Origin of the sequence: Pseudarthrobacter albicanus (assembly GCF_018224015.1) — a bacterium.
In the GTDB taxonomy this organism is placed as follows: domain Bacteria; phylum Actinomycetota; class Actinomycetes; order Actinomycetales; family Micrococcaceae; genus Arthrobacter; species Arthrobacter albicanus.
Map to the genome: position 1 here is coordinate 41,035 of NZ_JAGPOT010000054.1, position 12,027 is coordinate 53,061.

11 protein-coding genes are annotated in these 12,027 nt (G+C 66.3%); 9 read left to right on the top strand and 2 right to left on the bottom strand.

Translation table 11 applies throughout. The features are described from left to right. Positions 1–21: 21 nt before the first annotated feature. The 3 genes from J9611_RS13145 to J9611_RS13155 are packed head-to-tail and all read left to right on the top strand — an operon-like array spanning position 22 to position 3,663. A complete protein-coding gene (locus J9611_RS13145) occupies positions 22–951 on the top strand; it encodes an ABC transporter permease (RefSeq protein WP_211880772.1) in 930 nt (309 codons plus the stop codon). Continuing rightward, positions 941–1,936 (top strand): ABC transporter permease, encoded by a 996-nt coding sequence (locus tag J9611_RS13150; RefSeq protein ID WP_211880773.1) that lies wholly within the window; start codon positions 941–943, stop codon positions 1,934–1,936. Before J9611_RS13145 ends, J9611_RS13150 begins: the two co-directional genes overlap by 11 nt. An 11-nt stretch (positions 1,937–1,947) precedes the next feature. Further along, the gene (locus J9611_RS13155; protein WP_211880774.1) at positions 1,948–3,663 is read left to right on the top strand and encodes a dipeptide ABC transporter ATP-binding protein; all 1,716 of its coding nucleotides are present in this window, start codon (positions 1,948–1,950) and stop codon (positions 3,661–3,663) included. Between the two features lie 120 nt (positions 3,664–3,783). On the opposite strand, the gene J9611_RS13160 is transcribed toward J9611_RS13155, so the two are convergent. Next, the gene (locus J9611_RS13160) at positions 3,784–4,677 is read right to left on the bottom strand and encodes an SGNH/GDSL hydrolase family protein (protein ID WP_211880775.1); all 894 of its coding nucleotides are present in this window, start codon (positions 4,675–4,677) and stop codon (positions 3,784–3,786) included. A gap of 280 nt (positions 4,678–4,957) precedes the next feature. Here J9611_RS13160 and typA point away from each other — a divergent pair, with 280 nt between their 5' ends. The 3 genes from typA (at position 4,958) to J9611_RS13175 (ending at position 8,358) form a co-directional block, all read left to right on the top strand. Continuing rightward, positions 4,958–6,886 carry a translational GTPase TypA gene (gene typA, locus J9611_RS13165; protein ID WP_211880776.1) on the top strand — a complete coding sequence of 643 codons (1,929 nt, stop codon included), beginning with the start codon at positions 4,958–4,960 and terminating at the stop codon, positions 6,884–6,886. Between the two features lie 34 nt (positions 6,887–6,920). After that, positions 6,921–7,298, top strand: coding sequence for a hypothetical protein (locus tag J9611_RS13170; protein WP_307857097.1), 378 nt, complete (start codon positions 6,921–6,923; stop codon positions 7,296–7,298). Between the two features lie 250 nt (positions 7,299–7,548). Further along, entirely contained in the window at positions 7,549–8,358 is an 810-nt protein-coding gene (locus J9611_RS13175) for a type IV toxin-antitoxin system AbiEi family antitoxin domain-containing protein (RefSeq protein WP_211880777.1), read from the top strand. Between the two features lie 181 nt (positions 8,359–8,539). On the opposite strand, the gene J9611_RS13180 is transcribed toward J9611_RS13175, so the two are convergent. Continuing rightward, a complete protein-coding gene (locus J9611_RS13180) occupies positions 8,540–8,788 on the bottom strand; it encodes a putative acetyltransferase (RefSeq protein WP_307857098.1) in 249 nt (82 codons plus the stop codon). Positions 8,789–8,935: 147 nt separating this feature from the next. On the opposite strand from J9611_RS13180, the gene fdxA reads away from it, so the two are divergent. The 3 genes from fdxA (at position 8,936) to J9611_RS13195 (ending at position 11,939) form a co-directional block, all read left to right on the top strand. Next, the gene (fdxA, locus tag J9611_RS13185) at positions 8,936–9,262 is read left to right on the top strand and encodes a ferredoxin (RefSeq protein ID WP_211880778.1); all 327 of its coding nucleotides are present in this window, start codon (positions 8,936–8,938) and stop codon (positions 9,260–9,262) included. Between the two features lie 13 nt (positions 9,263–9,275). Further along, positions 9,276–10,424, top strand: a complete 1,149-nt coding sequence (gene dapC, locus J9611_RS13190; RefSeq protein WP_211880779.1) for a succinyldiaminopimelate transaminase — start codon at positions 9,276–9,278, stop codon at positions 10,422–10,424. 231 nt (positions 10,425–10,655) lie between these two features. Then, positions 10,656–11,939, top strand: a complete 1,284-nt coding sequence (locus J9611_RS13195; protein WP_211880780.1) for a citrate synthase — start codon at positions 10,656–10,658, stop codon at positions 11,937–11,939. Positions 11,940–12,027: the final 88 nt, after the last annotated feature.

Below are 12,027 nucleotides of genomic sequence, written 5' to 3' on the forward strand. Positions count from 1 at the left end.
CCACGGGAGTGTGCTTCGCTGATGGCGACCTACATTCTCAAGCGTTTCCTCCAACTGATCCCCGTTTTCCTCGGCGCCACGCTGCTGGTCTACTTCCTGGTCTTCAGCCTCCCCGGCGATCCCATCGCGGCGCTCTTCGGGGACAAGCCGGTCAACGAGGCCGTCGCGGCGAAGCTGAGGGTCCAGTACCACCTGGACCAGCCGTTCTTCATGCAATACCTGCTCTATCTGAAGAGCATCTTCACCTTTGACCTGGGCCAGGACTTCTCCGGGCGCCCCATCGCCGCGGTGCTGGCCGAAGTCTTCCCGGTCACGGCCCGCCTGGCCGTCATGGCGCTGATCTTTGAAGCCGTCTTCGGCATCGTCTTCGGCCTCATCGCCGGCCTCCGCAAGGGCAGGTTCTTCGACGCCACGGTCCTGGTGGCATCCCTGGTCGTCATCAGCATCCCGATCTTCGTCCTCGGCTTCCTGCTGCAGTTCACCATCGGCGTCCAGCTCGGCTGGGCCAAGCCGACCGTGAGCTCGGCCGCGACGGTCCAGGACCTGATCCTGCCGGCTATCGTGCTCGGCCTGGCCTCCTTCGCCTACGTCCTGCGCCTGACCCGCACCAGCGTCCTCGAGAACATGAACGCCGACTACGTCCGCACGGCTTCAGCCAAGGGCCTGTCCCGGTTCCGCGTCGTCCGCGTGCACATTCTCCGCAACTCGCTGATCCCCGTCATCACCTTCCTCGGTGCGGACCTGGGAACTCTGATGGGCGGCGCCATCGTGACGGAAGGCATCTTCAACGTGCCCGGCGTCGGCAACCGGCTCTACCGGGCCGTGCTGACGGGAGAAGGCCCCACGGTGGTCTCCATCGTCACAGTGCTGGTCCTCATCTACTGCCTCTCCAACCTCCTCGTTGACCTGCTGTACGCGTGGCTTGACCCTAGGATCCGCTATGACGCCTGAGAACAACACCCCAAGGCACGGCGCCCCCGCCGTCCGTGCACGCCGCCAGATGGAACACTTCGTCGCCGACGTGGCGGAGACGCCTCTGCAGGCAACCGACAAGGTCAGGGAGGACAACGCCCCGCTGAGTCTCTGGGGCGAGGCCTGGCGGAACCTGCGCCGGCAGCCGCTGTTCCTGATTGCGGCCTTCCTCATCCTCGTCGTCATGGCCGTGTCGCTGTTTCCGGGTCTCTTCTCCCCGGTCGACCCGTCCTCCGAGGCCTGCCAGCTGGCCAATTCCGACGGCGGCCCGGCTGCCGGCCACCCCCTGGGGTACACCCAGCAGGGCTGCGACGTGTATGCACGGGTCATCTTCGGCACCCGCTCCTCGGTGACGGTGGGCCTGTTCACCACCCTCGCTGTCCTCCTGGTCGGCGGCATCATCGGTGCCCTCGCCGGCTACTACGGCGGCTGGGTGGACGCCATCCTGGCCCGCATCAACGACATCTTCTTCGCCCTGCCGCTGATCCTCGGCGCCATCGTCGTCATGCAGCTGCCGATGTTCCGGGCGAACCGGACGGCCTGGACCCTCGTGGTCATCCTGGCCACTTTCGGCTGGCCGCAGCTCGCCCGCATCACCCGCGGAGCCGTGCTGGAGGTCCGCAACGCCGACTTCGTCATGGCGGCCCGCTCGCTGGGCGTGTCCAGGGTCGGCGCGCTCCTGCGCCACGTCCTGCCGAACGCGCTGGCGCCGATCGTCGTCGTCGCCACGATTTCACTGGGCACGTTCATCGTTGCCGAATCCACCCTGTCCTTCCTCGGCATCGGGCTGCCGCCGAGCGTCATGTCGTGGGGCAACGACATCCAGGCCGCCCAGTCATCGCTCCGGTCCAACCCGATGCCGCTGCTCTACCCGGCCATCGCGCTGTCCATCACGGTCCTGAGCTTCATCATGCTGGGCGACGCCCTGCGTGATGCCCTCGATCCCAAAGCGCGCAAGCGATGAAAGGGGACGCCATGAACACCTCCGTGGAAATCCTTGAAGCAGGGTACGACGCCGAGCGCCCGCTGCTGGAAATCCAGGACCTTGCGATCAGCTTCGCCACCAGCAACGGCGAGGTCCAGGCCGTGCGGAACGCGCACCTGACCATCATGCCCGGCGAGACCGTGGCCATTGTGGGCGAGTCCGGGTCCGGCAAATCGACGACGGCGCTGGCCGCCATCGGCCTGCTGCCGGGCAACGGCCGCGTCTCCGCCGGCCGGATCCTTTTCGACGGCGAGGACATCTCGAACGCCGGCGAAAAACGGATGATCGAACTCCGCGGAAACAGCATCGGCATGGTCCCCCAGGACCCCATGTCCAACCTCAACCCGGTGTGGAAGATCGGCTTCCAGGTCCGCGAGACGTTGAAGGCGAACGGGCTGCCCAGCGGCCCCGGGGACGTGGCCAAGGTGCTGTCCGAGGCCGGGCTGCCGGACGCCGCACGCCGGGCCAAACAGTATCCGCACGAGTTTTCCGGCGGCATGCGGCAGCGCGCGCTGATCGCCATCGGGCTCTCCTGCCAGCCACGCCTGCTGATCGCCGACGAGCCGACGTCCGCCCTGGACGTGACGGTGCAGCGCCAGATCCTCGACCATCTGGACAAGATGACCTCGGAACTGGGAACGGCGGTACTGCTGATCACCCACGACCTCGGCCTGGCCGCCGAGCGCGCGGACAAGGTCGTGGTCATGTACCGCGGGCAGGTTGTCGAATCCGGGCCGTCGCTGGAGCTGCTGCAGAACCCGCGGCACCCCTACACCCAGCGGCTGGTGGCGTCGGCGCCGTCGCTGGCGTCCCGGCGTATCCAGGTGGCCAAGGAACTCGGCGTCGAATCGGACGAACTGCTCGCACCGGGCGAGGACGTCGTGGTGGAGCCGGCCCTGCCCGAAGAGGTCCTGCAGATCGAGAACCTGAGCAAGGTCTTCAAACTGCGCTCCGGCTTCGGCCGTTCGACGGACTTCACCGCCGTGGACGACGTTTCCTTCGGCGTCAGGCGCGGCACGACGACGGCGATCGTGGGGGAGTCGGGTTCCGGCAAGTCCACCGTGGCGCAGATGGTCCTGAACCTCCTGGCGCCGACGTCGGGGAAAATCATCTTCGACGGCGTGGACACCTCCACGCTGAACACCAAGCAGATCTTTGCGTTCAGGCGCCGCGTGCAGCCGATCTTCCAGGACCCGTACGGTTCCCTGGACCCGATGTACAACATCTTCAGGACCATCGAGGAACCGCTGCGGACCCACAGGATCGGGGACAAGGCCAGCCGGGAAAAGAAGGTCCGCGAACTCCTGGACCAGGTGGCCCTGCCGCAGTCGGCCATGCAGCGGTACCCGAATGAGCTCTCCGGCGGCCAGCGCCAGCGCGTCGCGATTGCGCGTGCCCTGGCCCTGGATCCGGAGGTGATCATCTGCGACGAGGCCGTGTCCGCCCTGGACGTGCTGGTGCAGGCCCAGGTGCTGAACCTGCTCGCCGAGCTGCAGTCACGGCTGGGCCTGACCTACCTGTTCATCACCCACGACCTCGCGGTGGTCCGGCAGATCGCCGACCACGTGTGCGTGATGGAAAAGGGCAAGCTGGTGGAGACGGGTTCCACCGACGACGTCTTCGATTCGCCGCAGCGGGACTACACCAAGGCCCTGCTCAACGCCATTCCGGGGGCACGCCTCATGCTGCCGCCGGAAGTTGCCTGAGCCGGGCTGATTCACTGGCCCTTCCATTGGGGACTTCCATTTGGGGCCTTCAACCGGGACTTCCACCGGGCAGGAGCCGGTGTCCGCCCTCGCGGCGGGCACCGGCTCCTGCCGTTAAGGTCAAGATTCCTTGGCCCCGAGCCCCAGTGCCTTCAGCCTTGTGCCCAGCAGCCCTCCAAGGATGTCGTTGCCGGCGGCATTCATGTGGATGCCGTCGGCCAGGAGTTTGCTCAGGTTGTACCGGGTCAGCCAGTCCCCGACGCCGACGAAAGGAATCCCGTTCTTCTCCGCGATCGTTCCCAGCAGGGTGTCGACCTGGGTGCGGCGGCCGCCGCCGTAGTTTGCGCCGCGGGCGAGCGTGCCGATCATGGCGAACTTGCTCGCGGGGTAGCGCTGCTGGAGGACGCTGATCAGTTGCTCCGCATTGGCGACGATCTGGGCATCGGTTGCCCCTTTTACCGCATCATTCCCGCCGCCCTGGATGACTACGAGGGACGGATCACCGTAGGGCAGTTTCCAATCGCCGCGCTGCAGGGCGGTGAGGTAGTTGCCGGTCTTGCCGTTTGCGGCCACGAAACCGGTGCCGCCCAGGCCGCAGAAGAACGGCTTGTAGCCCAGGGCGGCGAGGGCCTGCCGGGGCCACGCGTTGGGCGGCTCGGACTGGGAGTCGCCGATCAGCACGGCCGTGTGCCGGATATCCTCAACGATGACCTCGTCGCGGCCGTTCGCGGGATTCCGGTAGGCCGAGCCGGCCGGCAGCGTGGCGGGATCCGTGCCGGCCCTCGCGAGACTCTTGCTCCCGGTCCCGGCCGCCGCTCCGGCGGCTGCCGGTTCGCCGGGAGCGCCGCCGGGCGCAAGGAGAGGCTTCCCCTGGATGCCGTGACCCGATCCGGTGCGGGAGTCAGGGACGGCGTCGGGGTTCTGGGAAAGCGGAGCCTGTCCGCAGCCGCCCAAAAGGACGCCAAGGGCGAACATCGGTGCGGCCAAGCGGAACAGGGCCGAGGCGTTGCGCATTGATGTCTCCGGACTGGCTTGCTGCTACCTGAGCAATGATGGTGCATGAACGCCCGAAAAACCAGTGACTTTACTCACGGTTAACCAGCGGATTTCGCGCCCCGCCCCCTGCGCCCGGCACTGGCGGTTGGGGTTGGGCTGGCGATTTTAGGCCAATAAATGCCCAATCGTTTAGACTCTTAGAAGGTGCCCTGTGCCAAAAGGGCTTATCCGTCGTGCGTTCCGGTTGGAAATGTCGCGATACAACAGCTGACGTCACCACTGAATCGAGCAATAACGCATGTCTGAAACCACCACCAAAACAACCGCAAACACTGCATCGCGCAGTGACCTGCGCAACGTCGCGATCGTGGCCCACGTTGACCACGGCAAGACCACCCTGGTCGACGCCATGCTCAAGCAGACCAACTCCTTTGCCGCCCACAACCACCTCGAAGACCGCGTCATGGACTCCGGTGACCTGGAACGCGAAAAGGGCATCACCATCCTGGCCAAGAACACCACCGTGGCCTACAACGGACCGTCCTCCAAGGGCGAGACCATCACGATTAACGTGATCGACACCCCGGGCCACGCCGACTTCGGTGGCGAGGTGGAGCGCGGCCTGTCCATGGTCGACGGCGTCGTCCTCCTCGTCGACGCCTCTGAGGGCCCGCTGCCCCAGACCCGCTTCGTCCTGCGCAAGGCCCTGGCCGCGCACCTGCCGGTCATCCTCCTGGTCAACAAGACCGACCGCCCCGACGCGCGGATCGAAGAAGTTGTCCACGAGTCCATGGACCTCCTCCTGGGCCTGGCCTCCGACCTCGCCGACGAAGTTCCGGACCTCGACCTGGACAAGATCCTCAACGTCCCCGTGGTCTACGCCGCCGCCAAGGTCGGCCGCGCGTCCCTGGAGCAGCCCGCCGACGGCTCCGCCCCGGACAACGAGGACCTGGAGCCGCTGTTCCAGACCATCATCGAGCACATCCCGGCGCCGACCTACAACCCGGACGGTGTCCTGCAGGCGCACGTCACCAACCTGGACGCCTCCCCGTTCCTGGGCCGCCTCGCACTGCTGCGCATCTACAACGGCACCCTGCGCAAGGGCCAGACCGTCGCCTGGGCACGTGCCAACGGCGAACTGAAGAACGTCAAGATCACCGAACTCCTCGCCACGAAGGCCCTGGACCGTGTTCCGACCGAGTCCGCCGGCCCCGGCGAGATCGTCGCCGTCGCCGGCATCGAGGAAATCACCATCGGTGAGACCCTGACCGACGCCGACAACCCGCAGCCGCTGCCGCTGATCACCGTTGACGATCCGGCCATCTCCATGACCATCGGTATCAACACCTCGCCGCTGGCCGGCCGGGTCAAGGGCGCCAAGGTCACGGCCCGCCAGGTCAAGGACCGCCTGGACAAGGAACTGATCGGTAACGTCTCCATCAAGGTGCTCCCCACCGAGCGTCCTGACGCCTGGGAAGTCCAGGGCCGTGGCGAGCTCGCGCTGGCCATCCTCGTCGAGCAGATGCGCCGCGAAGGCTTCGAGCTGACTGTCGGCAAGCCGCAGGTTGTCACCCGGACCATCGACGGCAAGATCCACGAGCCGATGGAACACATGACCATCGACGTGCCGGAAGAATACCTCGGCGCCGTCACGCAGCTCATGGCCGCCCGCAAGGGCCGCATGACCAACATGGCCAACCACGGCACCGGCTGGTGCCGCATGGAGTTCATCGTTCCGGCCCGTGGCCTGATCGGTTTCCGCACCAAGTTCCTCACGGACACCCGCGGTGCCGGCATCGCGGCTTCCATCTCCGAGGGCTACGAGCCCTGGGCCGGCCCGATCGAGTACCGCACCAACGGTTCGATGATCGCCGACCGCGCCGGTGTTGTGACGCCGTTCGCCATGATCAACCTGCAGGAACGTGGCTCCTTCTTCGTCCGGCCCACCTCCGAGGTCTACGAAGGCCAGATCGTCGGCGAGAACTCACGCGCCGACGACATGGACGTCAACATCACCAAGGAAAAGAAGCTCACCAACATGCGTGCCGCTTCCTCGGACACCTTCGAGAACCTGACGCCGCCGCGCGACCTGACCCTCGAAGAGTCCCTCGAATTCGCCCGCGAAGACGAGTGCGTCGAGGTCACCCCGGAAAGCATCCGCATCCGGAAGCTCATCCTGGACGTCAACCAGCGTGCCAAGTCCAACCGGGCCCGCGCCAAGTCCTAGTTCCGGCGATCCTCGCTGAAACAACGGGTCATTTGTGAATAAGGGAGCTGCCGGGACGGCAGGCGGCATCGCCGCCGCCGTGCCGGCAGCTCTTTTTGTTGCCGCGGCCGGCACCGCCCTGCACCGGCAGGACGTCCTGCTGGCCGGCGTCGGGCTTCCCTGGGGTGCCATGGCCGCGTTGCTGCTGCTCGGTTCCGTCCAGCTGTGGCTGGGGGCGGCGTTCCGCTCGGCCCTTCCGACGGCGGCCTGCGGCATCCTCTGTTACGCACTGACGGGCTGGTGGAGCACCCTGGAGACCGGCAAGCGGCTCATCATCGCCGACACGGCGGGGAATCTCTGGATCTTCGGCATGGCAGTCGTCACAGTGGGCATGCTCGCCTGGTGCAGGCGCTACCGGCCGCCGCGGGACTAGCTTCCACACCCCCGCCCGCTCAGCCTCGCCCCGCCCCCTCCTGCCCAGCCGTCTCCTTGGGACATGCCCATTTTTCGGCCGGCGGGTGGGCATAGTGGCATCATGTCCATCCCTGCCGCCTTGCAGCGGGCATGTCCAGGCATGTCCGCGGGACATGCCCTTTCCAGGCATCGCCGCCTGGACATGCACTTGTGCACATAGCGACTGGTCCGCCTGTTCATGCCGCGTCCGGCGGCGGCAACATGGCCGGATGGTCAATATCATTCAAGTGCTCTCACGGTACGACGGCGTCGCGCGCGCCAAACATCTCGCCGCGGCGGGAGTCTCGGACTTCCAACTCAAGGCCGCGATGGCACGCGGAGACGTTTCCCGGGTTTCCCGGGGCGTCTATGCGCTGCCCGGTGCCGATGCGCAGCTTGTTTCCATCCGCTCTCTTCCGGCCGAGCCGGCCTGCGTCAGCGCTGCACATTTCCGCGGGCTCTGGGTTCTTGACGCCCCGCTCCAGCCCCACGTTGCGCTGACCCACAGCCGGAACTACCCGGGATTCGTCTGCCACAGATCGGCCGCGCCCCCGACCCTCATGGACTCGGTGGTCCAAAGCCTGCGATGTCTGCCGGAGCTTGACGGGCTCGTCATCGCCGAATCCGCCGTCGTGCTCAAAGGCCTCCCGCTGTCCGGGCTGCGCGGCCGGCTGGACGGCCGGAACGACGTCAGGGAACGCCGGATCGTGGCCGGGATCGTCCCGCAATCGCAGTCAATCATCGAGTGCATGGCCAGGTTTCTCCTGCGGCGGGCCGGCTTCCATGTCGAATCGCAGGTCAATATCCCCGGAATGGGCCATCTGGACCTCATGGTCGACGGCAAGCTCGGCATCGAGACAGACGGCGCCGGCTTCTATATGGACAAGACAAGCTTCGAAGAGGACCGACGGCGGTGGAATGTCACCACCCGGCTGGGAATCCCGACCCTGGTGGTGAGCTACCCGCTGCTCAAGAGCCGACCCCAGGAATTCGTTGCCATGGTCCGTGATGCGCTGAACAGTCTCTCCGCTGCGGCGTAACAGTGGACATGTCCCACACAGTGGCTGTACCACCACTGGACATGTCCCCCTCTGATGGCCGCGACTGGACATATGGCTGAAATGTCCATTGGGAGGACCCAGAGGAGGGCATGTCCAGTGGTGGACGTGGCATGGGAGCACCAGGGGAGGGCATGTCCACTGGCGGGCAGCGCGTGCGGGCTCAGGCCGCGGGCGGCCGCGGGGTGCGGCGGGGCGGGGCGGGCGGCACTTCCTTGGCGGCGGCCACGAGCGCCAGCGCAATGACGACGTCGGAGCGCCGGGTGCGGACGGTGCACTCGCCGTCGGACTTGCCCACCAGCTCGCCGAGCGCATCCGTCAGGCCGCCCTCAATGCGGTATCTGACCACCACGCGGGTGCCGAGCGGGGCGTCCGCAAGGAACTGCTGCGGCACAGACGAAGGCGAACTCACCCGTTCATTCTAGCCGCGGCGCCATGTGACGCGTCCGGCTAGGTTCGCGTGAACCGGCTGGGGGATAATAGGCTCAGTAGTTAGCCCGGCGCCAGGCCGGGACATCATCCGGCCGGTCGCCGGAACCAACGTGGAGAGGCAAGGGACGTGACGTACGTAATCGCGCAGCCGTGTGTAGATGTCAAAGACAAGGCATGTATTGAGGAGTGCCCCGTCGATTGCATCTACGAGGGTGAGCGTTCCCTGTATATCCACCCGGACGAATGCGTGGACTGCGGCGCCTGCGAGCCCGTCTGCCCCGTGGAGGCCATCTACTACGAGGATGACACCCCCGAGGAATGGGCCGACTACTACAAGGCCAACGTCGAGTTCTTTGACGATCTCGGGTCCCCGGGCGGCGCCGCGAAGATCGGCAACACACACACCGACCACCCGATGATCTCCGCCCTGCCGCCGCAGAACCAAGACAACTAAGGCGGGCGGTTCGGTGACATCTGCGCTGCGCAGCTTCGGCCTCAGCCTGCCCGACTACCCGTGGGAGGCGATGGCGCCGTATCTGGCCCGCGCGGCCGCGCACCCCGGGGGAGTCGCCAACCTCTCCATCGGCACGCCGGTGGACCCCACGCCGGTCCTGCTGCAGGACGCCCTGCGCGCCGCGGCCAACGCCCCCGGCTACCCCACGGTCCACGGCACCCCGGCGCTCCGGGAAGCCATCGCCGGGTGGTTTGAGCGCCGCCGCGGTGTGCCCGGCCTGGATCCGCAGCACGTGATGCCCACCGTCGGCTCGAAGGAGCTCGTGGCCTGGCTGCCGTTTCTGCTGGGCCTGAAGGCGGGCGACGTCGTCGTCCGTCCCACGGTGGCATACCCCACCTACGACATCGGTGCGACGTTCGCCGGCGCCGAGCAGGTTGCCGCGGACGACCTCGACGAGCTCGACGCCGACACCCGGGCGCGGGTGCGGCTGGTCTGGGTCAATTCCCCGGCCAACCCCACCGGCAGCGTCCGGGACATCCCCTCGCTGCGGCACATCGTCAGCCAGGCCCGGGAGATCGGCGCCGTGGTGGCCTCCGACGAGTGCTACGCCGAGCTCGGGTGGGGACAATGGGACGTCCAGCGCGGCGGCACCCCGGTGCCGAGCATCCTGGATCCGCAGGTCTCCGGCGGATCCCACGACGGGCTGCTGGCCGTCTACTCCCTGAGCAAACAGTCCAACGTGGCCGGCTACCGGGCCGCCTTCGTTGCCGGGGATCCCGCCCTCATGGCCAGCCTGGTCAACAGCCGCAAGCACGCGGGAATGATCGTGCCCTATCCGGTCCAGGAGGCCATGCGCGTGGCCCTCGGCGACGATTCCCACGTCGTGGCGCAGAAGGACCTCTACCGCGGCCGGCGCCAGCGGATGGTGCCGGCGCTGGAACGCTTCGGGCTGACGATCCACGAATCCAAGGCCGGCCTCTACCTGTGGGCTACCGCAGGCGAAGCAACCTGGGACACCGTGGGCCGGCTCGCGGACCGCGGGATCGTCGTCGGCCCCGGCGTTTTTTACGGGGACGCCGGCAACGGGTTCATCCGGGTCGCGCTGACGGCAACCGATGAACGCATCGATACTGCCGTGGCACGGCTCACCGAGGGGCCGTAACAATACTGTGACAGGTGCCACAAGTGGCATGTTTTAGGCCCTTGGCAGGGGCCGCGGATTAGTGCCACCCGCGAAGTGCCGGTACTTTTTAACTGACTATCAATGGTGGCTTTCCACAAGAAGGCAGCGCAGCCTTTGGAATACCTGTCCGAAACAGGTTCCACAGGCCGATTCACCAGAGGTTGGACCAGCTTTCTACACAGAGGCCCCGACGCCTCATGAGGAGACTCCATGACTGAGAACACCAGCGCAACCTTGCGCTATGCCGGCGGCGAGCTCGAACTCCCGCGCATCAAGGTTGTCGAAGGAAACGAAGGTTACGACGTTTCCAAGCTGCTCAAGCAGACCGGCGCCGTTGTCTTTGACCCCGGTTTTATGAACACCGCGGCCACCACTTCCGCCATCACCTACATCGACGGCGACGCAGGAATCCTGCGCTACCGCGGGTACCCGATCGAGCAGCTCGCCCAGCACTCCAGCTTCCTGGAAGTTTCCTACCTGCTGATCTACGGCAACCTGCCCACCCCGACCGAGCTGGACGCGTTCGACCAGAACATCCGCCACCACACGCTGCTGCACGAGGAGCTCAAGGGCTTCTTCGGCGGCTTCCCGCGGGACGCCCACCCGATGCCGGTGCTGTCCTCGGCCGTGTCCGCGCTGTCCACGTTCTACCAGGACTCGCTGGACCCGTTCAACGCGGAGCAGGTGGAACTGTCCACCATCCGCCTGATGGCGAAGATGCCGGTCATCGCCGCCTACGCCCTGAAGAAGTCCATCGGCCAGCCGATGCTGTACCCGGACAACTCCATGAACCTCGTGGAGAATTTCCTGCGCCTGAGCTTCGGCCTGCCCGCGGAGCAGTACGAGATGGATCCGGTGATCGCCAAGGCCCTGGACCTGCTCCTGATCCTGCACGCGGACCACGAGCAGAACTGCTCCACCTCCACGGTCCGGCTGGTCGGTTCCTCGAACGCCAACCTGTTCGCGTCCGTCTCGGCTGGCATCAACGCCCTCTTCGGGCCCGCCCACGGCGGCGCCAACGAGGCCGTGCTCAAGATGCTCCGCCAGATCCAGGCCGACGGCACCAAGCCCGAGGACTACATGGAGAAGGTCAAGAACAAGGAAGACGGTGTCCGCCTGATGGGCTTCGGGCACCGCGTCTACAAGAACTACGATCCGCGCGCCAAGATCGTCAAGGCCACGGCCCACGAGATCCTCAGCAAGATCGGCGGCAACGACGAGCTCCTGGACATCGCGATGCGCCTCGAAGAGAAGGCCCTGAGCGATGACTACTTCATCCAGCGCAAGCTCTACCCGAACGTCGACTTCTACACCGGCCTGATCTACAAGGCCATGGGCTTCCCGGAGAAGATGTTCACGGTGCTGTTCGCGATCGGCCGCCTGCCGGGCTGGATTGCCCAGTGGCGCGAAATGATCAGCGACCCGACCACCAAGATCGGCCGGCCGCGCCAGCTGTACGTGGGCGAGCCGGAACGCAACTACCCCTCGGTCTAGCGGTTCCAAACTAACCGGCAGCAGTACGACGGCGGCCCCGCACCTCGGTTGAGGTGCGGGGCCGCCGTCGTCCGTTTTGTATCGATTG

Bases quoted from the DNA above. Each gene is read 5' to 3' on its own strand.
- J9611_RS13175 (WP_211880777.1), top strand. From the start codon at position 7,549: ATGGTCAATATCATTCAAGTGCTCTCACGGTACGACGGCGTCGCGCGC.
- J9611_RS13160 (WP_211880775.1), bottom strand. From the start codon at position 4,677: ATGCGCAACGCCTCGGCCCTGTTCCGCTTGGCCGCACCGATGTTCGCC.
- J9611_RS13195 (WP_211880780.1), top strand. From the start codon at position 10,656: ATGACTGAGAACACCAGCGCAACCTTGCGCTATGCCGGCGGCGAGCTC.
- J9611_RS13155 (WP_211880774.1), top strand. From the start codon at position 1,948: ATGAACACCTCCGTGGAAATCCTTGAAGCAGGGTACGACGCCGAGCGC.
- J9611_RS13150 (WP_211880773.1), top strand. From the start codon at position 941: ATGACGCCTGAGAACAACACCCCAAGGCACGGCGCCCCCGCCGTCCGT.
- typA (WP_211880776.1), top strand. From the start codon at position 4,958: ATGTCTGAAACCACCACCAAAACAACCGCAAACACTGCATCGCGCAGT.
- J9611_RS13145 (WP_211880772.1), top strand. From the start codon at position 22: ATGGCGACCTACATTCTCAAGCGTTTCCTCCAACTGATCCCCGTTTTC.